This is a genomic window from Pectobacterium aroidearum, assembly GCF_041228105.1.
GTDB classification, from domain to species: Bacteria; Pseudomonadota; Gammaproteobacteria; order Enterobacterales; family Enterobacteriaceae; genus Pectobacterium; species Pectobacterium aroidearum.
Map to the genome: position 1 here is coordinate 3,268,439 of NZ_CP166097.1, position 23,361 is coordinate 3,291,799.

General features: G+C 55.1%; 21 protein-coding genes and 1 riboswitch. Of the genes, 6 read left to right on the forward strand and 15 right to left on the reverse strand.

The window, feature by feature from the left end; genetic code table 11:
* Positions 1 to 34 precede the first annotated feature (34 nt).
* Positions 35 to 1,630 (reverse strand): ABC transporter substrate-binding protein, encoded by a 1,596-nt coding sequence (locus tag AB8809_RS14940; protein ID WP_015839799.1) that lies wholly within the window; start codon positions 1,628 to 1,630, stop codon positions 35 to 37.
* A gap of 154 nt (positions 1,631 to 1,784) precedes the next feature.
* Here AB8809_RS14940 and pepT point away from each other — a divergent pair, with 154 nt between their 5' ends.
* A complete protein-coding gene (gene pepT / locus AB8809_RS14945; RefSeq protein ID WP_349856557.1) occupies positions 1,785 to 3,014 on the forward strand; it encodes a peptidase T in 1,230 nt (409 codons plus the stop codon).
* Between the two features lie 86 nt (positions 3,015 to 3,100).
* Here pepT and AB8809_RS14950 read toward each other — a convergent pair whose 3' ends face one another.
* The gene (locus AB8809_RS14950; protein ID WP_349856558.1) at positions 3,101 to 3,973 is read right to left on the reverse strand and encodes an AraC family transcriptional regulator; all 873 of its coding nucleotides are present in this window, start codon (positions 3,971 to 3,973) and stop codon (positions 3,101 to 3,103) included.
* A 115-nt stretch (positions 3,974 to 4,088) separates the two neighbouring features.
* Between AB8809_RS14950 and AB8809_RS14955 the strand changes: the two genes are divergently transcribed.
* On the forward strand, positions 4,089 to 4,988 hold the full coding sequence (locus AB8809_RS14955) for an EamA family transporter (RefSeq protein WP_349856559.1): 900 nt from the start codon (positions 4,089 to 4,091) through the stop codon (positions 4,986 to 4,988).
* Positions 4,989 to 5,026: 38 nt separating this feature from the next.
* Here AB8809_RS14955 and rhlE read toward each other — a convergent pair whose 3' ends face one another.
* From rhlE to AB8809_RS14990, 7 genes are all read right to left on the reverse strand, one after another.
* Positions 5,027 to 6,460 carry an ATP-dependent RNA helicase RhlE gene (rhlE, locus tag AB8809_RS14960; protein WP_015839796.1) on the reverse strand — a complete coding sequence of 478 codons (1,434 nt, stop codon included), beginning with the start codon at positions 6,458 to 6,460 and terminating at the stop codon, positions 5,027 to 5,029.
* 578 nt (positions 6,461 to 7,038) lie between these two features.
* Positions 7,039 to 7,848, reverse strand: a complete 810-nt coding sequence (locus AB8809_RS14965) for an IucA/IucC family C-terminal-domain containing protein (RefSeq protein ID WP_349856560.1) — start codon at positions 7,846 to 7,848, stop codon at positions 7,039 to 7,041.
* Positions 7,838 to 8,689, reverse strand: a complete 852-nt coding sequence (locus AB8809_RS14970) for an ABC transporter ATP-binding protein (protein ID WP_182099524.1) — start codon at positions 8,687 to 8,689, stop codon at positions 7,838 to 7,840. The genes AB8809_RS14965 and AB8809_RS14970 overlap by 11 nt, the downstream gene beginning before the upstream one ends.
* 12 nt (positions 8,690 to 8,701) lie before the next feature.
* Positions 8,702 to 9,733, reverse strand: coding sequence for an iron ABC transporter permease (locus AB8809_RS14975; RefSeq protein WP_349856561.1), 1,032 nt, complete (start codon positions 9,731 to 9,733; stop codon positions 8,702 to 8,704).
* Positions 9,726 to 10,715 (reverse strand): iron ABC transporter permease, encoded by a 990-nt coding sequence (locus tag AB8809_RS14980; protein ID WP_182099522.1) that lies wholly within the window; start codon positions 10,713 to 10,715, stop codon positions 9,726 to 9,728. Before AB8809_RS14980 ends, AB8809_RS14975 begins: the two co-directional genes overlap by 8 nt.
* Positions 10,712 to 11,722 carry an iron-siderophore ABC transporter substrate-binding protein gene (locus AB8809_RS14985; protein ID WP_349856562.1) on the reverse strand — a complete coding sequence of 337 codons (1,011 nt, stop codon included), beginning with the start codon at positions 11,720 to 11,722 and terminating at the stop codon, positions 10,712 to 10,714. The genes AB8809_RS14980 and AB8809_RS14985 overlap by 4 nt, the downstream gene beginning before the upstream one ends.
* Positions 11,712 to 13,817 (reverse strand): TonB-dependent receptor, encoded by a 2,106-nt coding sequence (locus AB8809_RS14990; protein ID WP_349856563.1) that lies wholly within the window; start codon positions 13,815 to 13,817, stop codon positions 11,712 to 11,714. Before AB8809_RS14990 ends, AB8809_RS14985 begins: the two co-directional genes overlap by 11 nt.
* Before the next feature lie 513 nt (positions 13,818 to 14,330).
* Between AB8809_RS14990 and hlyD the strand changes: the two genes are divergently transcribed.
* The 4 genes from hlyD to AB8809_RS15010 are packed head-to-tail and all read left to right on the forward strand — an operon-like array spanning position 14,331 to position 19,408.
* On the forward strand, positions 14,331 to 15,359 hold the full coding sequence (gene hlyD / locus AB8809_RS14995; RefSeq protein WP_349856564.1) for a secretion protein HlyD: 1,029 nt from the start codon (positions 14,331 to 14,333) through the stop codon (positions 15,357 to 15,359).
* A complete protein-coding gene (locus tag AB8809_RS15000; RefSeq protein WP_349856565.1) occupies positions 15,352 to 17,094 on the forward strand; it encodes an ATP-binding cassette domain-containing protein in 1,743 nt (580 codons plus the stop codon). The genes hlyD and AB8809_RS15000 overlap by 8 nt, the downstream gene beginning before the upstream one ends.
* Positions 17,087 to 18,262: an ABC transporter permease gene (locus AB8809_RS15005; protein ID WP_181844366.1), complete on the forward strand. Its 1,176-nt coding sequence runs from the start codon at positions 17,087 to 17,089 to the stop codon at positions 18,260 to 18,262. Before AB8809_RS15000 ends, AB8809_RS15005 begins: the two co-directional genes overlap by 8 nt.
* A gap of 9 nt (positions 18,263 to 18,271) precedes the next feature.
* A complete protein-coding gene (locus tag AB8809_RS15010) occupies positions 18,272 to 19,408 on the forward strand; it encodes an ABC transporter permease (protein WP_349856566.1) in 1,137 nt (378 codons plus the stop codon).
* Between the two features lie 71 nt (positions 19,409 to 19,479).
* On the opposite strand, the gene AB8809_RS15015 is transcribed toward AB8809_RS15010, so the two are convergent.
* The 6 genes from AB8809_RS15015 to moaA form a co-directional block, all read right to left on the reverse strand.
* Positions 19,480 to 20,187 (reverse strand): Bax inhibitor-1/YccA family protein, encoded by a 708-nt coding sequence (locus AB8809_RS15015; protein WP_010280929.1) that lies wholly within the window; start codon positions 20,185 to 20,187, stop codon positions 19,480 to 19,482.
* Positions 20,188 to 20,299: 112 nt separating this feature from the next.
* Positions 20,300 to 20,752 carry a molybdopterin synthase catalytic subunit MoaE gene (gene moaE, locus AB8809_RS15020; protein ID WP_015839784.1) on the reverse strand — a complete coding sequence of 151 codons (453 nt, stop codon included), beginning with the start codon at positions 20,750 to 20,752 and terminating at the stop codon, positions 20,300 to 20,302.
* A 2-nt stretch (positions 20,753 to 20,754) separates the two neighbouring features.
* The gene (moaD, locus tag AB8809_RS15025; RefSeq protein WP_010297663.1) at positions 20,755 to 21,000 is read right to left on the reverse strand and encodes a molybdopterin synthase sulfur carrier subunit; all 246 of its coding nucleotides are present in this window, start codon (positions 20,998 to 21,000) and stop codon (positions 20,755 to 20,757) included.
* Positions 20,997 to 21,512 (reverse strand): cyclic pyranopterin monophosphate synthase MoaC, encoded by a 516-nt coding sequence (gene moaC, locus AB8809_RS15030; RefSeq protein ID WP_349856567.1) that lies wholly within the window; start codon positions 21,510 to 21,512, stop codon positions 20,997 to 20,999. Before moaC ends, moaD begins: the two co-directional genes overlap by 4 nt.
* A gap of 18 nt (positions 21,513 to 21,530) precedes the next feature.
* Positions 21,531 to 22,049, reverse strand: coding sequence for a molybdenum cofactor biosynthesis protein B (gene moaB / locus AB8809_RS15035; protein ID WP_349856568.1), 519 nt, complete (start codon positions 22,047 to 22,049; stop codon positions 21,531 to 21,533).
* 34 nt (positions 22,050 to 22,083) lie between these two features.
* The gene (gene moaA, locus AB8809_RS15040) at positions 22,084 to 23,073 is read right to left on the reverse strand and encodes a GTP 3',8-cyclase MoaA (protein WP_349856569.1); all 990 of its coding nucleotides are present in this window, start codon (positions 23,071 to 23,073) and stop codon (positions 22,084 to 22,086) included.
* Positions 23,061 to 23,209, reverse strand: a riboswitch (molybdenum cofactor riboswitch). It overlaps the preceding gene by 13 nt.
* Positions 23,210 to 23,361 lie beyond the last annotated feature (152 nt).

Consider the following 23,361-nt stretch of genomic DNA (forward strand, 5'->3'; position numbering starts at 1 on the left):
GGAGTCCGGCACTCAGTGCCGGACTGTCAACGTCTTACTTTTTCACATCGACCTGATAAAAAATATGCTTATCAAACGGGTCAACTTCATAACCGATGACTTCCTTGCGTACCGGAATAGAGAGAGTGGAATGCGCAATCATGACGGCGGGAGCCTGATCGTGCATCATCTGCTGCGCCTGCTTGTATAACGCTATTCGCTGTTCATGATCCTGTGAAGCGCGCGCTTCGGTGATGATTTTATCAAACGGCGGATAGCACCATTTTGCCGAATTGGAACCACCGTTGGCCGCTGTGCAGGTAAAAAGCGGTCCGAAGAAGTTATCAGGATCGCCCGTCGCCGTTGTCCAGCCCATCAACGCCGCCTGATGCTCACCGCTTTTCACCCGCTTCAGGTATTCACCCCACTCGAAGGTGACAATTTTGGCCTGCACGCCGACTTTCGCCCAGTCGGCCTGAATCATCTCCGACATCCGGCGGGCATTAGGGTTATACGGACGTTGCACCGGCATCGCCCACAGTTCGATCGTGGTTCCCTCAGCCAAGCCCGCTTCTTTCAGCAACGCCTTCGCCTTCTCAGGATCGTAGTCATAATCTTTCAGGTCGCTGTCAGCACTCCAGACACCCGGCGGCAGCAGATTTTTCGCCGCCGTTCCGGTTCCCTGAAAAACGGCGTCGATAATCGCGGGCTTATTAATCGCCATCGTTAACGCCTGCCGCACTTTCACATTATCCGTCGGCGCTTTTTGGGTATTGAACGACAGGAAGCCGGTATTCAATCCCGCTTTCTGCATCAGCACGATATCTTTGTTCTCTTTCATGCGCGGCAGATCGGCAGGATTAGGGAACGGCATCACCTGACACTCATTCTTCTCCAGCTTGGCATAACGCACGGAGGCATCCGGCGTAATAGTGAAAATCAACCGATCCAGCTTGGCCTTGCCTTCCCAATAGGCAGGAAATGCCTTAAAGAGGATGCGGGAATCTTTCTGATACTGCGCTAACTCGAAAGGTCCAGTGCCAATCGGGTCCATGTCCACGCGTTCCGGCGTGCCAGCTTTTAGCATCGCATCGGCATATTCCGCAGAGAGAATGGAAGCAAAATACCAGGCTAAATCAGCCAGAAACGGGGCTTCCGCATGGGAGAGCGTAAAGCGCACCGTATGGTCATCCACCTTCTCGATGTTCTGAATCAGCGAACCAAAGGACAAGCTCTCAAAATTGGCATAAGTGCCTTTCGAGACGTTGTGATAAGGGTGCTGCGGATCTTTTTGCCGCATGAAGGAGAAAATAACGTCGTCAGCGGTAAAATCACGCGAGGGTTTAAAATATTTGTTGCTCTGGAATTTAACGCCTTTGCGCAAATGGAAGGTATACACGCGCCCATCGGCGCTGATATCCCAGCGCTCCGCCAGACTTGGTATCAGCTCCGTGGTGCCAACTTTGAAATCCACCAGACGGTTATAAATCGGCACCGCGCTGGCATCCACGCTGGTGCCAGACGTGTAAAGCTGTGGGTTAAAGTTTTCCGGCGATCCTTCTGAGCAATATACCAGAGTATTCGCCGACGCCGCTGAGGCGACCGCCAGCGTCAACGCAGCCAATGTGAATCGTATTCCTGCTTTTTTCATCCCAGACCTCGCTTGTTATTTGTATTCCATCGCACGGTTCTAAAAGTCATGACAATAAAATGACAAATAAAACCCTCAAATGAAATAATTTCTACGTTAGGATAACGAGCAAGGCTATTACTGAATAAAAAGTACTGAATAAAAAGGATTCGTTATGACAGACAGTCTGGCTCATCAGCTCAGCACGCGTTTTTACCGTTATCTCGCCGTCTCCAGCCAAAGCGATGCCAGCTCGACAACGCTGCCCAGCACTCCAGAACAGCATGAGATGGCACGATTGCTGGCGGACGAGCTGCAAGCCCTGGGCCTACAAGATGTCGTGATTGATGAGCACGCCACCGTGACGGCCGTGAAGCCGGGCAACTGTCCGTCCGCGCCGCGTATTGGTTTTATCACCCATATCGATACGGTTGACGTCGGCCTGTCGCCGCATATTCACCCGCAAACGCTGCGCTTTACCGGCGAAGACCTGTGTCTGAATGCCAAACAGGACATCTGGCTGCGCACGGCCGAACACCCGGAAATTCTGCCGTATATCGGGCAGGACATTATTTTTAGCGACGGCACCAGCGTACTCGGCGCGGACAACAAGGCTGCCGTTACCGTAGTGATGACATTGATGGAAAATTTGACCGACGCTACGCCGCACGGCGATATCGTGGTGGCCTTCGTGCCAGATGAAGAAATTGGGCTACGCGGTGCGAAAGCGCTCGATCTCAAACGCTTCGATGTCGATTTCGCCTACACCATCGACTGCTGCGAACTGGGTGAAGTGGTGTATGAGAACTTCAATGCAGCCTCGGCGGAAATTCGCTTTACCGGCGTGCCCGCGCACCCGATGTCGGCGAAAGGCGTACTGGTCAACCCGCTGCTTATGGCGCATGACTTTATCAGCCAGTTCGATCGCCAGCAAACGCCGGAGCATACGGAAGGACGCGAGGGCTATATCTGGTTTAACGATCTGACGGCGAATGCCAATGAAGCGAAGCTTAAAGCCTCTATCCGCGATTTCGATTTAGCTACGTTTGAACAACGGAAGCAGCAGATCGCCACGATCGCAGAGAAGATTGCCGCACAGTACCCGACGGGTAGCGTGACATTCAGCCTCACCGATATCTACAGCAATATCAGCAACGCCATTACCGACGATCGCCGGGCCATCGACCTGCTGTTTGCCGCACTGGGCACGCTGGGCATTGAACCCAAAGTAACGCCAATGCGCGGCGGCACGGACGGCGCGGCGCTGTCCGCCAAAGGATTGCTGACGCCAAACTTCTTCACCGGCGCACACAATTTCCACTCGCGGTTTGAATTTTTACCCGTGCCGTCATTTGTGAAATCGTATGAAGTCGCGTTGAATTTATGCCTGCTGGCGGCGAAATAATCACGTTCAGAAAAGCGTGAGGCGGATGATGAACATCCGCCTCGACAACGTTTCACTGATTTTTTACCGGTTTACTTTTTTCCGGTCTATTTCTGCGCCAGACGCAGCGCCGATGGCGTCAGGCCATATTCCTTTTTGAATTGATGACTGAGGTGGCTGGCGGAGCTGAACCCGCAGGCCAGCGCAATATCCGTTATCGGCTGCGTACTCTGTCGCACGAGCGCTTCAGCGCGGGCCAGCCGCTGTTTCAGGACATACTGATGCGGCGCCATTCCCACACTCTGACGGAACATGCGCGCAAAGTGAAACTCGCTAAGCCCCGCTTCCGCCGCCAGCGCCTGTAGCGTCAGCGGCTGATCGAGATTCGCGTCAATCTGCATCTTGCTACGCCGCAGTACTGCTGGCGACAGCCCGCCGCGCACCATCGGCAGTTCCCATTGCAATTGGGTGTAACCACGCAGCACCTGAATCATCAACAGCGTTGCAGCACTGCCAAGAACTAGCTGATTTGCAGGATCGTCCCAGCGGTTACTGAGCAAAAATTGCCGATACAGCGAGGTAATCAGCGGATCGTTACCAAATATCCGCTCTTCCGTGCAGATCGATGTCGGACTGCGCTCCCAAGTTTGCTCAGCCAGCTGTCGCAGATGTGCATCGTCAAAATACAGATGTACAAAATCGAGGTCGCCACGGATATCCCAGGTCGATGCGCTCTGCTGCGGCATCAGACAGAAACGATCCGGTCCGCCACCGTTATGCCAGCCGCCTGCCGTTTGATGATAGCTCTCATAGCCACCAGCGATATAAAGGCTAAGCGTATGGTGCTCAGTGTTTTCCATCGTGACGCGGTCATGGCGGTTAAACCATGCGGCCAGACGCACGCCGGATGCCAGTTCGACAGTATCGCGCAGCTCGGTTTTATGATGCAGCATGGTATCGAACGCTTTATAACGATGCATTGCTGCCTCCGTTTTTCATTTAACCGCAAGATTCTGTTATTCACCGCAAGGGGCTGAAAGCCTGCGACAAACGCACGCGCCATACTGCCAACATGAACTCATGCGGAATCACTCAATGAATACCCTACTCTATTTCTCTGTCGTCCTGATTTGGGGCACGACCTGGATCGCCATTAGCCTGCAGCAGGGCGACGTCGCTGCTGAAGTCTCCGTTTTCTGGCGCTTTGCGCTGGCATCGGCCATCTTACTGGCATTTCTGGCCCTGACGCGTCGCCTGCGTCCGCTTTCCCCACGTGCTCACCTGCTATGTATGGTACAAGGGCTATGCGTATTCGGCGTTAACTTTCTCTGTTTTTACCACGCCATCTCCTGGATTTCGAGTGGATTGGAATCCATCATTTTCTCGATGGCGGTGCTGTTTAATGCCTTTAACAGCCGTCTTTTCTTCGGGCAGCCGTTAACGCGCAACGTGGCAATCGCCACACCGCTCGGGCTTATCGGCATCATCGCCCTGTTCTGGCACGATCTGACACAAATCGACGCGCAGCCTTATCTGCTGTGGGGCGTGGGATTGAGCGTTCTGGGCACGTACTGCTTCTCACTCGGTAATATGATCAGTGCCCAGCACCAGCGACAAGGTCGCGACGTACTGACAACCAACGGTTGGGGCATGGGATATGGGGCGATCTGGATGGGATTGTTCAGCCTGATTCAGGGGTATCACTTCGCACCGGAATACAGCACCAGTTATCTGGGGTCACTGTTCTATCTGGCTATCTTTGGTTCAGTCATCGGCTTCGGTGCTTACTTCAGCCTGATCGGTCGAATCGGTGCCAGTCAGGCGGCTTACACCACGCTGCTCTTTCCGCTGGTGGCGCTGTCGATTTCAACGCTATTTGAAAACTACCAGTGGCGGCCCAACGCGCTTATCGGCCTGTTGCTGATTCTGGCGGGTAACGCTGTGATGTTCTACCGCCCACGTAGCTCGACTGCACAGCCTGCCACGGCAAAATAACGCGATAAAAAAAGGGAGCCACTGGCTCCCTATCTATTTTACTTGTCCGCTGGCTTACTGCGGTTTTGCGGACGTGGTGCGCGGCGTTGTCCTTCGCCATTGCCCTTGCCGCCGTTGCCTTTATTACCACCCCACGGGCTATCGCTATTGCCGCCTGATTTACGCGGCTGACGATTGCCATCGGCCGAGCGACGTTCACTCTGACCTTGACTACGCTCGGACTGGCCGCGTGGCGCACCAGACTGCGCGCGGGGCGATCCATTGCGCGCCCCGCCGCCGCCACGGTTGCCCTGACGACCATTCACAATCGGCTCAGCCTTGATAGACGGATCCGGCTCGTAACCTTCGATAGCGATACGCGGAATTTCACGCTTCAGCAGACGTTCGATGTCACGCAGCAGCTTGTGCTCATCCACACACACCAGCGACAGCGCTTCGCCCGTCGCTTCCGCACGACCGGTACGACCGATACGGTGAACATAATCTTCCGGCACGTTTGGCAGCTCATAGTTCACCACGTGCGGTAGTTGATCGATATCCAGACCGCGCGCGGCAATATCGGTCGCGACCAGCACGCGAATGCTGCCGTCTTTGAAGTTCGCCAGCGCACGGGTACGCGCCCCCTGGCTTTTATTACCGTGGATAGCTGCAGCGGTAATTCCGTCTTTTTCCAACAGCTCAGCAAGATGGTTAGCGCCGTGTTTGGTTCGGGTAAAGACCAGTACCTGCTGCCAGTTGTTTTCACCAATCAGCTGTGACAGCAGTTCACGCTTGCGGCGCTTATCGACAAAATGCACGTGCTGCGTCACCAGTTCAGACGGCGTATTACGACGCACGACTTCAACCGAGGCTGGATTGGTTAGCAGTTTGTTCGCCAGCGCTTTAATCTCATCAGAGAAGGTCGCGGAGAACAGCAGATTTTGGCGTTTAGCAGGTAGCTTCGCCAGTACACGACGAATGTCGTGAATGAAGCCCATATCCAGCATGCGGTCTGCTTCATCCAGCACTAGAATTTCAATCTGTGACAGGTCAACGGCGTTCTGGTGTTCCAGATCGAGCAGACGCCCCGGCGTCGCCACCAGAATATCCACGCCGCCGCGCAGTTTCATCATCTGCGGGTTAATGCTCACCCCACCGAATACAACCAGTGAACGCAGGCGCAGATATTTGCTGTACGCCTTCACATTTTCATCAATCTGCGCCGCCAGCTCGCGGGTTGGCGTCAGAATCAATGCCCGAACCGGACGACGGCCTTTCCCTTTATTCTGCGCTTCACGGCTGTTCAGCAGTTGCAATAATGGCAGCGTAAAGCCCGCCGTTTTACCCGTACCCGTTTGGGCACTGGCCATCAAATCGCGCCCTTCCAGCACGACAGGGATAGCCTGACGCTGAACAGGGGTAGGATCGCGATAACCCTGCTCGTCAATCGCGCGCAGAATATCGGCACTCAGGCCGAGAGAATCAAATGACATAAAAAGAACAACTCCAGATCCGCTCTGACCGGACAGCAGCCGGTGTAGTTTTCAGAGGGTCAGTAAGACGGGTTTGGCGGGCCACTATTAACGCAACAATTTACGTAACACTTCACGTAACAACGACATACGCAACAACCACGATGAACGGGCACAACTACGGTGCATGACTGCCGCCGATTGTAGCAGAGATTCTATCCCCGTCATACTTCAAGCTGCATGTGCGTTGGCTTCTCTTACTCACCCCAGTCACTTACTAGTGTAAGCTCCTGGGGATTCCCGCGTTTGCCGCCTGCCTGCAACTCGAATTATTTAGGGTATAACTACGGGAGGATTTTTATCTGTGTCAGCCCGTTTTTGTATGGCGAGCTTCCTGCTCGCCACCCTACGGGCCGTCGCAAGCGACGTTGAAAAACGTTCCCTACGTTTTTTTATGGCGAGCTTCCTGCCCGCCACTCTTTCAGGGATGAGATTCATATCTGCGCAAGCCGAGCGTACATGGACGTATTCACAGCGTCTTTACGATCTATCCGTTATTCCCGCTCTACGGACTTTGTCAGCAATCTCAAAAACGTTCCCTACGTTTTTCTGGTGGGGCGCAGTAATGGGCAATTTTGACAGTATTCCTGTGGCTGCGACGCCTTGTAATAAAAACAGCAGGTGCGGCGAAAGCGCACCTCACGAAAGCTCACCGTACGCCCCGCCACGGGAACCCGAGTTTTCGCACGAAAGAACGGTTTCAGCGGGTTGTCATCACAGCCAAAACGTTCGCCGGGCGCAGCCAGCAAGGCGTCAAAGTCCTGCTGCACCTGCTGCGCTAACGTCATTCCCGGTGCGCACACCGCCGCCGGATCGTCCCACTCAATGCGCTGTTCGTATAATGAAAACACCCGTACCGCGACGTTCTCCCACAGGATGCGCAGCGGTGCGCCCGACACCGTCGCCAGCGTATGCAGGATCGGCGACAGGTGATGAGCAAACAGCGTTTCAAAAAGACTATCGCGCCACGCGTCCCGTTGCTCCCACTCAGGCTGGGACACCGTCAGATCGTAAAGCGGCATGGTCGACGTCCACAGGTGAGCATGTCCGAATTCCAGCACGCAGTTATCCAGCGTCATGTTCAGCCCTTTGTTATACACCGACATGGCGTACAGGCTGGCTGCCGTGGTGAGAAACCCAATCCGCTTTGCCAGCAGCGAGGCGGTAATCTTGATCGATGGCGACAGCAGCGGCGGCGTCAGCGTTTCCAGCAGCCGGCGGCAATAGTCGGGATCTAACACCCTACGGCTTGGACAACTATCCTGCCCTGCACGCTGTGAGGCATCCGTTAATTGCAGCGTGCCGGAGAGCATCGCCCACTGCTGTGCCGTCAGGCGATTAGCGGACATCAGCCACAGTCTCCGCCGCCTCACGCCCAAACGGAATGCATAGCGGCGTGCCGAAGAACGGATCGTCAATGATGCGACAGTTCAGGTTAAACACCGTTTTTACCGTGGCTTCCGTAAGAATGTCACGCGGGTTGCCCTGCGCAAATACGGTCCGATTGTGTACGGCCACCATGTGATGCGCGTAGCGACACGCCAGATTCAAATCATGCAACACCATGACGATGGTTTTCTGCTGCTGAAGGTTCAATTCCCGCAACAAATCCAGCACTTCCATCTGATGCGCCAGATCGAGATAGGTCGTCGGTTCATCCAGCAGCACGATATCGGTATCCTGCGCCAGCGTCATCGCGATCCATACGCGCTGGCGCTGCCCACCGGACAGTGAATCCACCGCGCGATCCTTTAATGCCAGCACACCAGTGCTACGCAGCGCCTGAAGCACTTTTTCCTCATCCGTTGTCGACCACTGCTTTAGCCACGACTGGTGCGGGTAGCGCCCCATCTTCACCAGTTGATACACCGTCAGCCCTTCCGGTGCGGTCGGCGTTTGGGGAAGAATCGCCAGCGATTTCGCCACCTCAACGGTAGATTGCCGATGGATATCCGCCCCATTGACAATAATCGTCCCGCTCGTGGGTTTCAGCAGGCGGGCAAACGACTTCAATAGCGTGCTCTTACCGCAGCCGTTACTGCCCACCAGCACCGAAATTTTCCGCGCTGGCAACGTGATATCCAGCGCATCAATCACGATCTGTTTTTCGTAACTCAGCGTCAGCGACTGGCTGGCAATCGCCTCGCGGTTAGTGTGAGGGATGCGTGTTGGCTGCACATTCTCTGGCATAGTCTTGCAATCTCAATAACGTTGCCGAAGCAATAAGTAGATAAAGAAAGGTGTTCCGAGCACGGAAATAAAAATACCGGCGGGCAGATCCAACGGCAGGAACGCGGTGCGGCCAATTAAATCGGCCACCATCACCAATAGTCCCCCCGTCAGCGCCGACACCAACGCCAGACCGGGGAATGAACGGCTCGCCAGCTTTTTCGCGATATGCGGTGCCAGCAGGCCAACAAACGCCATCGCACCCGCATAAGCAATCGCCGCCCCTGCCAGCGCAACACTCAGCGTCAGCAGCGCCAGCCGGATGCGTCCGACAGACTGACCGACACCGCAGGCCAGCGCGTCATCCAACTCATGCACATTAACGTGCCGCGCCAGCCCCACCAGAAACGGCGCACCGATCAACAGCCACCCCACCAGCTCAGATACATGCTGCCACTGCGCGCCATAAATGCTGCCTGTGAGCCACACATAAGCCGTCAGTGTGGTGCCGATCGGGCTAAACACCAGTATCATCATCACCGCCGCGCCCATGATGGCTGACAGCCCAACGCCAACCAGTACCAGCCTCAGCGGCGAGGCTCCCTGCTTCCAGGCCAACAGATAAATCGCGATCGCCGTTATCCACGCACCGCCCATCGCTGCGAGCGGAAGCCAACGCTGACTTATCACCGTCGCCAGAAACGAGAGAAAGAAGACTGCCGCCGCCGATGCGCCGCTGGTGATCCCCAGAATGTCTGGTGAAGCCAGCGGATTGCGCACAATGCTTTGCAGAATCAGGCCGGAGATCGCCAGCGCGCCGCCCACCAACAGCGCCAGCAGCGCGCGCGGTAAACGCAGGTCATTGACGATAAAATGCACGCCGCTGTCTGCCTTTCCCAGCAGCGCCGATGTCACCTGCGCAGGAGACATCACCACCTCACCGAGCGACAGCGAGAGAAATATAACGGCTAACAGCACCAGCAGGAGCGACAGCGCCACCGCAGACGTGCGGCGATCAATCTGGCGCGAAACCTTCCCCACGCGCACGGTCCACACCTTACCCATGCCGCATCCCCTTTCTCGCCAGATAAATGAAGAACGGTGCGCCCAACAGCGCCGTCATCGCCCCAACCGGCACTTCCTGCGGTACGATCAGCAAACGCGAGGCGATATCAGCCAACAGCAACAGCGTGGCACCGAAAATAGCGCAGCCGGGTAGCAGCCAGCGGTGATCGGCAGACAGCACGCGACGCACAATATGCGGCACAATCAGCCCGACAAAACCGATATTTCCGGCGATTGCCACCGCGCCACCCGCCAGCCCGATGACACACAGCCCGGACAACGCACGCACCAACGCCGTTCGCTGCCCTAACCCTTTAGCGATCTCGTCGCCTGCCACCAGAATATTCAGGTGACGCGCTAACAGTAGCGTAAGGAACAGCGCCATGACAAAGTACGGCAGGAGGGGTAACAGCATCGACAGGCTGCGGCCAGACACCGAACCGGCCAGCCAGAACAGCATGCTATCCAGCCCGTCTTGATTAATCACCAGTAGCGCCTGCGTAAACGAAATAAACAGTGCGCTAATCGCGGCACCAGCCAGCACAATGCGTAAATGGCTGGAACGCGCATTGCCGAGCGTACCCAGCACATACACCATGACGCCCGCAACGGCGGCACCCAAATAGGCCGTCCACGCCAGTGCGGTCTGCGAGGAAAAGGTAAACAGTGAGGACAGCAGGACGATGGCAAACATTGCCCCGGCGTTAATCCCGAATATCCCCGGTGAAGCCAACGGATTACGCGTCAACGCCTGCATTAAGGCTCCGGCAACGGCAAGGCTGGCGCCAACAACGATGGCAATCACCGTTCGCGACAGGCGAGTCGTCAACACCAGTATCTGGTCGATCTGTTCTGGATTGTAATGGAACAGCGCGTTGTATACGGCGCCAAATGAAATCGTCGTCTGCCCCAGCATCAGGCTGGCAACCATACTCAGCAGCAATAATGCGATACCCGCTGCCGTCACGATGCTCTGTCTCATCGCGTCGTGTTCTCCCTTGCGATATCGCTTTTTTTACCCGCAGGCTCGGCAAACTGCTGTTCGATATCATCCAGCATCTGGTTCGCCCCCAAAATACCGCCAGACAGGCTCCAGGCTACGTTATCCACCGGATACACCTGTTGCTGCAGAGGCGCATGCAGCCGCTGCCAGAGCGGATGAGCTTGCCAGTCCCGATAATTCTGCGCCACGGCCGGTTTGCCTGAACGGAGCAAAACAAAGAACAGATCGGCATCCACCACCGGAATGCTCTCTTTACTGGTGAGCTTTTGCATCACACCTGCGGTGTAGCTTTCCGGACGCGACCAGACAAAGCCGATTTCCGACAGCACCGACCCGGCAAAGCTGGCGGGCAGATAGCTGCGCATGTGATCTTCACGGAATTCGAGAATGGAAACGCTGAGTGGCCAGCGGTCGCCAAATCGCGCTTTCAGCCGGCCGCGCAACCCATCCACGCGCTGATTCCAGTGGGATAAAATCTCGCGTGCCTTATCTTCCCTGTTCAGCGCCACGCCCATCATTTGAACGGTCTCTTTAAACTCAGACACCTTATCCAGCGCAATTGTCGGCGCGATCTGCGACAGCAGACCGTAGATTTTCTCATGCCGAAAAGTCGATGCCACGATGAGATCGGGCTTGAGTAGCGCGATGGTTTCCAGACTGGGTTGCGTTTCCAGCCCGACCAGCGTCACGCCCTGCAAGGCGGGGCGGAGGTAGCGATAAATCGGCTTCTCCGTCCACGATTCCACCACGCCAACCGGTTGGATTCCCAGCGCAACAGCAGAGTCTGTCGCCCCCTGAAACAGGGTCACGACACGTAGCGGCGTCCCGTCCACGGTGGTCACGCCCAGCGCATGCCGAATCTGGCGAGGTGACTCCGCCGCCTGTGCCAGCGTCACCAGCAGAAAAGACAACAACACGGTCAGCGTAAAACGCTGCCGTGTTGCTGAATTGAGGGCGTGATTAAATCGGTTAAGCTTAGAAATCAATCGAATAACCCAACGTCACCGTGCGACCGCGTCCAGAGAAATAACGCGTGTTGTTATTGAGCCCAGCCTGCGAATAGTAGGTGATGTACTGCTTATCCAGCAGGTTAGCCACTGCCACATTGAGACGACCATACGGCAGCTTGTACCCCACCGCTGCATCCATCAGCAGATAGCCGTCAAACGCCAATCCCGCATCATCAAAGCTACGGCCAAAAGCATAATTAGCCTGCACGAATGAGCTCCATTGGTCGTTCCAATTCGCCGACCAGCTGGTAATCAGGCGATCCGGCGCGATATTCAGGCCGTTAAGTTTTTTATCCAGCTTGCCATCGCCGTTACTGTCATATTTCCCTTCGCTGTGTGCGTAGGAAGCATTCACCTTGTGCCGTTCGTTGATCTGATAGCCCGCTTTGACTTCGAAGCCTTGAATACGTGTTTTTTCACGCACGGAGACAAAGTTATCACCTCGCGCCTCTACACGGTCGCCCATTTTAGCGTTGGACTGGTAATAGTTAGCCTCAAAATCAAAGCGATCTTTTTTAACCCGGAATCCCGTTTCCACGTTATTGGTGACAATCGGTTGCAGGTCAGTAAAGTCGCTCAGGCTAACACCTGGATTGTCTATAGCACGCAGCACACGCCCTACTTCCGGCATACCAAAACCTTCGGAATAACTGGCAAACAGATCGACTGAATCGGTAATGGAATACACCGCACCAGCGTTATAAAGCGTTTCGTTAAACTTCAACGATCCGCCCTCGACAGCTACGCGATTATTCGCTGCCACAGCCTGAAAACTGTCTACTTTTAGCTTCGCGGCTTCGTGGCGTACACCACCATGCAGCACCAGATTATCCAGTAATTGATATTCACCCTGAATAAACGGTGAATAGTTGGTGTATTCCATCTCCGGCACATAGGTACGCTTGGTCAGATAGAGATCCTGCTTGCCCTTATCGTACAGCGTATCGAAACCGACGGTGACTTTCAGCGTGTCATCCAGCAGGTCATCTTTCGTCAGCGCCAGTTTAGTACCGTACTTATTGGCAACCGATCGGGATTGATCGTAAAGCGTTCCGGTTGGAGCAATCGTCGGATCCTGAAAAGACGATGAATTCGTCGCACCAAATAATGCTTCATAACGCTGATTAAAAAGCAGCGCCGACAGCTTCATTCCTGCCAGATCGTGGTGTTCGTAGGTTAATCCAGAGGTCCAAATACTGTTATTTGGTGCCTCACCCGGCGGTGTGCCACGTACCGACGTTGTCGGAATGCCGAGTCTGCGCACGCCGTCCACGCTGAGGTAGTTATTTTCGCCTTTGATGTGGTAGCGATTCACGCTCAGTTGAATGCGCTGATAGTCATCCAGCCAGTACCCGACTTTCGCTAACAAGTCGTAAGCGCGGGAGTCCATGGTATCACCCTGCGTATTATCCACGCCGACGGGTCGGTTGTTGCCGTCCAGATACAGTCCCTGATTCTCATAGCCAATCGAGAACAGGTAATCGAGATAGTCCTCGCGTCCATCGACCCGATAGGTGGTTTTATAGCTGGCGGTCTCACCGCGAATCTTCTCCGTCGGGAGCGTGGTCTGTACGTTGACGTGCTGATTAAATGAGCCGTTTTCCGGTCGACGGGTAATGATATTAATCACGCCCCCCAGAGCGCCTAACCCGTTGGTAGCGCTGGCACCATGAATCACTTCTACGCGTTCGACCATCGAAAAATCGATAGTGTGCATTTCACGCCCGGTCGGGCGCAGCGGGTTAGATTGCGGAATGCCGTCGATCATCACCAGAGGTGCACGACCGCGGAAGGTTTCACCACTGCCGCTCATTTTCTGACGGCTGGGGGAGAACGAAGGCAGCAGATTGCTCAGAATTTGCGACGAGTCAGAGGTGACCTGCATCTGCTGCTCAATTTGCTCTTTAGTGATCACCGTGACCACCTGCGGCGCTTTCTGCTGCTGGATATTCGAGCGTGAGGCGGTAATCACCATCTCATCACCGCTCGCTTCACCCTTTTTGGTCGTGTCATCCTGTGCATACGCCGGAGCAATCAGCACGCATGGCATCAATGCGAGTAAAGTGCGCATCTGGTTCACTGTCCTTCCCCTTTGGTTATGTATCCCACCGTGAATAAAAAATTACTACCTGTAACGAGGCGTTTATCTGAAAACAATCACCTCGGCACAGACAAAAAAACGCCAAAATGCTTCGTCTCACGCGAAACATCTTGGCGGTTATTACTGGCTCAGGCATTGAGCGCAGGGGCTTCACCCTATTCACATCATCAATGCCGCCAGAACGCTATGTAATTGCTAATAACAATTATTATCATTCAATGAAATAAATTACAATAGTGACACTTTCTTTTCAGTTTTTTAACAAAATGAAGCTGTTATGGCGAAGACATGCGGAGATACCTGAAAGCATCGGCCAGATGCCGTGCATTTTTGTGAAATAGATCACTCTAAATCACCATAAACCTCTGTAACCCGTCATATGATTAATAGCTTCCAGAAATAAGAGACGACACGTCCTTTGAACGGCCTGCGGGATCGCTACCGTTGACAAGCTCACCGCTGATAAACAAGGAATTATGCGTGATGAACAAGAGAAAATTGGCGTTAGCCGCCCTCGTTCTTGTCCTGCTCGGTGCGGGCTATGGCCTTTATCACCACCAGCAACAGCAGGAAAAACCGTTAACGCTCTACGGCAATGTGGACATCCGCACCGTCAATCTGGCCTTCCGCGTCGGTGGCAGAGTGGCCGAGCTGAACGTTGATGAGGGCGATACGGTACAGGCCGGACAACCGCTGGCAATGCTTGATGCCGCGCCTTATCAGAATGCACAACATCAGGCGCAGGCCAACCTCGCCAGCGCTCAGGCACAGCTCCAGTTAGCGCAGGAAGGCTACCGGCAGGAAGAAATCGCGCAGGTGCGCTCTCAGGTGGTCCAGAGTCAAGCAGCCTATGATTACGCCAACAGTTTCTATCAGCGTCAGCAGGGGCTGTGGGATAAGCGCGCCATTTCCGCCAATATGCTGGACGACGCCAGAACCTCACGCAATCAGGTGCTTGCGGCTTTACAGGCAGCGAAAGATAAGCTGAGCCAGTTCGAACGCGGTAACCGGCCACAGGAAATTGCCGCCGCGCAGGCGGCTGTAGCCCAGGCCGAAGCCGGGTTGGCACAGGCAGAATTGGATAAGCAGGATGCCGAATTGCTTGCCCCTTCTCCCGGCGTGATCCTCACCCGCGCCGCCGAAAAAGGCAGCATGCTGGCGGCGGGCAGTACCGTTTTCACCCTCTCCCTGACGCGACCGGTTTGGGTGCGCGCTTACGTGAGTGAGAAAGACCTCGGCCGCGTCGTGCCCGGTAGTCACATGCTGATTTACACCGATGGCCGCCCCAATCAGCCCTACCGTGGCAAAGTCGGTTTTGTCTCGCCAAGCGCCGAATTCACGCCAAAAAGCGTCGAAACCGAAGATCTCCGCACCGATTTAGTTTATCGCCTGCGCATTGTCGTTAACGATCCTGATGACGGTTTACGGCAAGGGATGCCAGTCACGCTACGCGTTGAAGATGCGCGCACGGAGGATGCCAACCGCACGCACGAGCCCGTTCGTCATGACTAATTCTCCCGCGCAAATCGCGTTGGACGGGCTGGAAAAACGCTTTGCCGGACAGGAAAAACCCGCGCTCGCCAGCCTCACTGCCGAGATACGCAGCGGCGCCGTGACCGGGCTGGTTGGCCCAGACGGTGCAGGTAAAACCACCCTGCTGCGCATGCTGGCGGGACTATTAACGCCCAGCCACGGTACGCTGCGCGTGGCAAATCTGGATCCCATCAAAGAAGATCGCCAGCTCCATGCCATTTTGGGCTACATGCCACAAAAGTTCGGCCTGTATGAAGATCTGACGGTAATGGAAAACCTGACGCTGTATGCCGATCTACGCGGTATTACTGGTGAGGTACGCAAAGACACCTTCGATCGCCTGCTGTCATTTACCGACCTGACCCGTTTTACCGACAGACTGGCAGGCAAACTCTCCGGCGGCATGAAACAGAAACTGGGGCTGGCCTGTACGCTGCTGGGACAGCCTAAAGTACTGCTGTTGGATGAACCGGGCGTCGGCGTCGACCCCATTTCTCGCCGTGAACTGTGGCACATGGTGCACGAACTGGCTGACGACGGCATGCTGATTCTATGGAGCACGTCGTATCTCGATGAGGCAGAGCAGTGTCGGGATGTGCTGCTACTGAACGAAGGCGAACTGCTGTATCGCGGCGCGCCGCGCGATCTGACCGCCCGCATGGCGGGACGCTGCATTCTGATTGATACTGGCGATCGTCGACACCGGGATGTGTTGCAGGAAGCGCTGCGTTTGCCGCAGGTCAGCGATGGCGTGATTCAGGGGCAATACGTCAGGCTGATACTCAAACCCGATGTGGATCGGGCATTGTTGCTCTCTGATCTGCATCTGGAAGCGGGTTGTCTGCACGACACCGATCCGCGCTTTGAGGATGCCTTTATCGATTTGCTGGGTGGCGGCCCAGCCAGCGAATCATCATTGGCGAGCATCATGCCGCAGATTGATGTCAGCGGCGGCGAAACGGTCATTGAAGCTCAGGCGCTGACGAAAAAATTTGGTGATTTCGCCGCAACCGATCACGTCAGTTTTCAGGTAAAGCGGGGAGAAATTTTCGGCCTGCTCGGCCCGAACGGAGCAGGTAAATCAACCACTTTCAAGATGATGTGCGGCCTGCTGGTGCCGACCGACGGCAAAGCGCTGGTGCTCGATATGGATCTGAAAACTAGCTCCGGCAAAGCCCGTCAGCATTTGGGGTACATGGCGCAAAAATTCTCTCTCTACGGTAACCTGACCGTCGAACAAAACCTGCGCTTTTTCTCCGGCGTTTATGGGCTCAAAGGCAAGGCGCAGCGCGATAAAATGGCCGGCATGAGCGATGCCTTTAACTTTCAGCCGATTTATCGACAAACGCCGGACGCTCTGCCGCTAGGCTTTAAGCAGCGACTGGCACTGGCCTGTGCGCTGATGCATGAACCCGATATTCTGTTTCTCGACGAACCGACCTCCGGCGTCGATCCGCTGACCCGACGCGAATTCTGGATACATATCAACGGCATGGTTAACCGCGGCGTCACGGTGATGGTTACCACACACTTTATGGACGAAGCGGAATATTGCGACCGCATCGGACTGGTGTATCGCGGTAAGCTGATCGCCAGCGGCACACCTGACGAACTGAAACAGCAGGCAGCCAGCGCAGAGACGCCATCACCAACGATGGAAGAAGCGTTTATCGCGCTGATTCAGGCATACGATGGGGAGGCGGAACATGGTTGAACAGAATAGCGTTGAGCCGGACAACAAGAACCAGCACGGCAGCACGCATTTCTCCACGCGTCGCCTGCGGGCACTGTGCCTGAAAGAAACCCGCCAAATCTTGCGTGACCCCAGCAGCGGGCTGATCGCCTTCGTGATTCCGCTGTTGCTGCTGTTTATCTTCGGCTACGGCATTAATCTGGACTCCAGTCGCCTGCACGTCGGTATCCTGATGGAACAGCAAAGTGAGGACGCGCGCGATCTGGCAAATACCTTTGCGGCATCACCATTTATTGAGCCGACCATCAGCAATAATCGTCAGTACCTGATTCAGCAGATGCAGGCAGGCAGCATTCGCGGCCTGATCGTCATCCCCACTGACTTTGCCGAACGGCTGGCACGGTCGGGCGATCGCGCCCCGATCCAAGTTATCACCGACGGCAGCGAACCCAACACAGCGAATTTTGTGCAGGGATACGCGGAAGGCATTTGGCTGTTGTGGCAACAACAGCGGGCGGAAGATCGCGGCGAGACGTTCGAGCAGCTTATCGAGGTGCAGTCGCGCTACTGGTTTAACCCGGCCGCCATCAGTCAACATTTCATCATCCCCGGCGCGATTACCATCATTATGACGGTGATTGGTGCCATCCTCACCTCGCTGGTCATCGCCCGCGAGTGGGAGCGCGGGACAATGGAAGCTCTGCTCTCGACGCAGGTCACCCGTACCGAACTGCTGCTGTCCAAACTCATCCCGTATTACTTTCTCGGGATGATCGCCATGACGCTGTGTATTCTGGTCTCAACGTTTATCATGCAGGTGCCCTATCGCGGCTCGCTGATTTTGCTATTTATTATCAGCAGTCTGTTCCTTGCCAGCACGCTGGGCATGGGTCTGCTCATCTCCACCCTCACCCGCAACCAGTTCAACGCCGCCATGGTGGCGCTGAATGCGGCATTTCTGCCTGCCATCATGCTGTCCGGCTTTATTTTTGAAATCGACAGCATGCCGGAATTCGTCCGCGGCGTGTCATACATCATCCCGGCGCGCTATTTCGTTAGCACACTGCAAACGCTGTTTCTCGCGGGGAATATCGGTACGGTGCTGATGACTAACCTGCTGTTTCTCATTCTCTCGGCGATTGTCTTTATTGGCCTGACGGCCTGGCAAACCCGGCGCAGGCTGGATTAGGGAGCGACTATGCTGCATCGTCTGTGGACGTTAATTATTAAGGAACTGCAATCGCTGCTGCGCGATCCGCAAACGCGTTCCATTCTGGTGTTGCCCGTTATCCTTCAAGTTTCCCTGTTTCCTTTCGCCGCGACGCTCGACGTGACCAACGCGACCATTGCCATTTACAGCGAAGATAACGGCCCCCATGCGATTGAGTTGACGCAGCGCTTTGCCAAGGCGAAGTCCTTTTCTCATGTGTTGATGCTACATAGCCCGCAGGACGTGGCACCGACGCTGGATAATCAGCGTGCGCTTCTCATTCTGCGCTTCCCGCCGCAGTTCTCGCGCGATATCGCCAGCGGAAATAGTACCTCGATCCAGCTGATTCTGGATGGCAGACGCTCTAACAGCGCGCAGATCGCCGCTAACGATGTACAGCACATCGTGCGCGATTATCAGTTGGCATTGCTGGCGGCCAGACCTGCTCAAAACGGCGCAAATCAGAGCGCTTCCAATCCAAACAACAGCGAGCTGGTGGTTCGTCACTGGTATAACCCGAATCTGGACTACAAATGGTTTGTGGTGCCGTCGCTGATTGCCATGATTGCCACCATCGGCGTACTGATTGTCACAGCACTCTCCGTGGCACGCGAGCGAGAACAAGGCACGCTGGAACAACTGCTGGTTTCGCCGCTGTCCACCAGCCAAATTTTCATTGGCAAAGCCGTACCTGCGCTGATCGTCGCCACGTTTCAAGCCACGATCGTGCTGCTGGCGGGCATCCTGATTTTCCATATCCCCTTCGCCGGATCGCTACTGCTGTTTTACACCACGATGCTGATCTACGGCCTATCACTGGTGGGCTTTGGCCTGCTGATATCCTCACTCTGTGCCACACAGCAGCAGGCGTTCATCGGTGTGTTCGTCTTCCTGATGCCCGCGATTCTGCTTTCCGGCTATGTGTCACCGGTTGAAAATATGCCGATCTGGTTGCAGCACATCACCTGGATTAACCCGATTCGCCATTTCACCGATATAACGAAGCAGATTTACCTCAAGGACGCGGATTTCAGCATTATCTGGAGCAGCCTGTGGCCGTTGTTCATCATCACACTCACCACCGGATCGGCAGCCTACGCGATTTTCCGACGGAATATCGCGTAGAAGTAAGAGGGAATACTCGGTAGGGAAATATCTGGCGCGAGGAACAACCGCGCCAGATAGGTAAGCAAGAATTAACGACGGTTACCGAAAATGCGCAGCAGCATCAGGAACAGGTTGATAAAGTCGAGATACAGCGTCAACGCGCCCACAATGGAGTATTTGCGGAAGCTGTCTTTGTCATCAACGGACAACTGCTCGCCGATGTTTTTCAGCTTCTGGGTGTCATACGCGGTCAGACCGACAAACACCACCACGCCGATATAGGTGACGGCCCACATCAACGCTTCACTCTTCAGCCACAGGTTCACCAGCGAAGCCAGCACAATCCCGATCAGCGCCATGAACAGCATGCTGCCGAAACCGCTCAAATCACGCTTCGTGGTGTAGCCGTACAGGCTCATCGCGCCGAACATCCCCGCCGTAATGACAAAGGTGCTGGCGATGGATTCACCGGAGTACATGATGAAAATGCTGGAGAGCGTCAGCCCCGTCAGCGCGGAATAGAGCATAAACAGCGACGTAGCGACCGCACCGCTCAGGCGCTGTACCATACCGGAAATCACAAAGACCAGCCCCAACTGAGCAATGATCAGTCCGAAGAAGGTGATCTGGCTGGAGAATACAAAATTCAGTACGGCAGGCGTATTCGCCGCGTACCAGGACACGAACGCCGTCAGCAGCAGGCCGCAGGTCATCCAGCCATAAACCTGTGCCATATAGGCCTGGAGACCCGACTGCGAGCGCTCAACGATTGAACCCGAGCGTGGATATCTGTCCATGATGTTACCTTTGCATAAAAGTTATCTGATTAACGCGGCGCGAACCGCCTGTTTGGGGGAACGAGACGGAAACGCCCTCCCCGCCATCCTTTTATCCTAACACAGAAATGAACTACCAGCGCTGCGCAGCCTGTTTATCACTGTCGCGTGATTCCACCCAGCGCTCACCTTCCGGCGTCGCTTCGCGCTTCCAGAACGGCGCGCGGGTTTTCAGGTAATCCATAATAAATTGGGCGGCATCAAACGCCGCGCTGCGGTGGGCGGCACTGACGCCAACGAACACAATTTCATCGCCCGGATAGAGTGCACCCACCCGATGAATCACGCTCACTCGTGGCAGTTCCCAGCGCTCGCGAGCCAGATCGACAATCTCAGCCAGCGCCTTTTCCGTCATACCGGGGTAATGTTCCAGCGTCAACGCGCTGACGTCTTTCGCCAGATTGTGATTACGCACCTTACCCGTGAACGTCACCACCGCGCCATCTTCATCACACTGCGCCAGCCACTGATATTCATCCCCTACGTTGAAGTTCTCTTCACCGACCCTAATACGCGTTTCTGTCACGATCAGCCCCCTGTTACCGGTGGGAAAAACGCCACTTCATCACCGTCCTGTAGTGGGTGAGTCAGCTCAACCAGCGACTGATTGACCGCAGCCAGCAGCTTGCCCGATTCCAGCGCCAGCGCCCAGCGCGCGCCACGCTGGCACAACGCCTGTCGCACGTCCTCTACGGTGGCATACTCAGCAGGCAGAGACAGGCTGTCTGTCTCGATCAGCTCACGAACTTGTGCAAAAAACAGCACTTTAATCATGCGCCCTCCGCCGTAAAATCGCCGGATTTACCGCCGCTTTTCGCCAGCAGACGCACCGGGCCAATGACCATATCTTTCTGCACAGCCTTGCACATGTCATAGATAGTCAGCGCGGCGACAGAGGCTGCCGTCAGCGCCTCCATCTCTACGCCGGTTTTACCCGTCAGGCGACAAACAGATTCAATGCGTACCCGATTGTGTTCCGGCTGCGCTTCCAGCTCGACAGCCACCTTGCTCAGCAGCAGCGGGTGACAAAGCGGAATCAGTTCCCAGGTACGTTTCGCGGCCTGAATGCCGGCGATGCGTGCGGTGGCGAACACATCGCCCTTGTGATGGCTGCCGGCAATAATCATCGCCAGCGTCTGCGGCGCCATTTCAACGAAAGCTTCCGCGCGGGCTTCGCGCACGGTTTCCGCTTTGGCGGAAACATCCACCATTGCGGCTTCACCAGCAGCGTTAATGTGGGTCAATTGTGGCGTAGATGATGACGCAATGGATTTAGAGGATGACATAGTGAATAACGCTTACCGTTAAGAGGTTTTTTTCAAGTGTGGGTAGAAATTGCACGGTTTCTGGCGCGCATCCAGCTGTTCCTGAATGATGCGTTCCCATGCGGTGCGACAGGCACGAGTCGAACCTGGCATCGCGAAAATCACCGTCTGATTAGCCAGACCGGCAAGCGCACGCGATTGCAGCGTCGCCGTACCGATATCTTCATACGACACCATACGGAACAGTTCGCCGAAACCTTCAATTTCCCGATCGAACAAGACGCCAATAGCTTCCGGCACCACATCCCCTGCGGTAAAGCCCGTTCCGCCATTAATCAGAATGCTCTGCACCTTGTCGCTGGCAATCCACGCCGAGATCTGTGCCCGAATCTGGTACAGGTTCTCTTTCACAATGGCGCTATCGACGATGCGATGTCCTGCGGACTGCGCCGCTTCGCGCAGATAGTCGCCGGAGGTGTCATCTTCCGCCGTCCGGCGCTCGGAAACGGTCAGAACCGCAAGGTTGAGAGAAACAAATTCGCTGCTGACTTTGCTCATGCCAGACTCCTTTAAAAATCAGTGATGTCGCGGATTAACCGCCGATAAATGACAGGTTTTGCGTGATGCCGCTATTCCCTTCATGCAGGAAGTGGGTCTGTTTCTTCGCCGACAGCCCGCCCGAGATACGCATCTTCAAATCTTCGAGATGGCGATCGTCGGCCAGTAAATCACGCAGTGGAATACCCTGTTCGCCAAAGAGACACAGATGCAGGTTACCGATAGCAGACACGCGAAGACGGTTGCAGCTCAGGCAGAAATCTTTCTCATACGGCATAATCAGCCCGATTTCTCCCTGATAGTCTGGGTGGCAGAAGACTTGTGCCGGCCCGTCGCTACGGGCACGTTTCTGCTGCTGCCAGCCCTGCTGCAACAATTGCTGGCGGATCACCTCGCCAGAAACGTGGTGGCGGCGAAACAGATCGCCTCCTTCCCCGGTTTCCATCAGTTCAATAAAGCGTAGTTGAATCGGGCGGTGTTTAATCCAGTTGAGAAAGGTTTGCAGGCTACCCGCGTTCACATTTCGCATTAGCACCGTGTTGACTTTGACCTTGGCAAAACCGCAGTCAAATGCGGCGTCGATGCCGTCCATCACCTGCCGGAATTTATCCTGCCCGGTAATCGCATGAAACTGGCGTGCATCCAGACTGTCCACGCTCACATTCAGCGCCGTTAGCCCTGCCTCTCGCCATTGAGCAACGTCGCGTGCCAAACGGTAGCCGTTAGTGGTCACCGCCAGCGTGCGAATCGCGGGGTTTTCACGGATGGCGGCGATAATATCGACAAAGTCACGGCGCAGAGACGGTTCACCGCCAGTGAGGCGGACTTTTTCCGTCCCCAGTTCGGCAAAAGCGCGGCTGACGCGACGAATCTCATCGAGTGACAAAAAGCGATGCGGATTGGTGCCATTGGCCTGATAACCATCCGGCAGACAGTAGGTACAACGAAAATTGCAGACGTCTGTGATAGACAGACGCAAATAGTAAAACTTGCGCGCAAACGCATCAGTCAGTTGACTCACCATAAACACCTTTCCAAATACGGGAGATGCAGGCATTTCTACCTCGCACCCTGGTGACCGCGAAGGTCACGGCCAGGGCACCATATCACGCGCACTACGCGCATCACTTAGGCACCAAGGCTAGGAGTTTGATTCCTATCAGTTATCCGTTAGACAACGCCGGAACAGCCGATAAAGAATCGTGATTTCATTGAGCAGTCTACTGCGAAAACGCGTAGTCAACCACTCTCAAAATCGGTATATAAATAAATATATAGCGAATTTTCAATATCTTATGGTGCACAGCATACG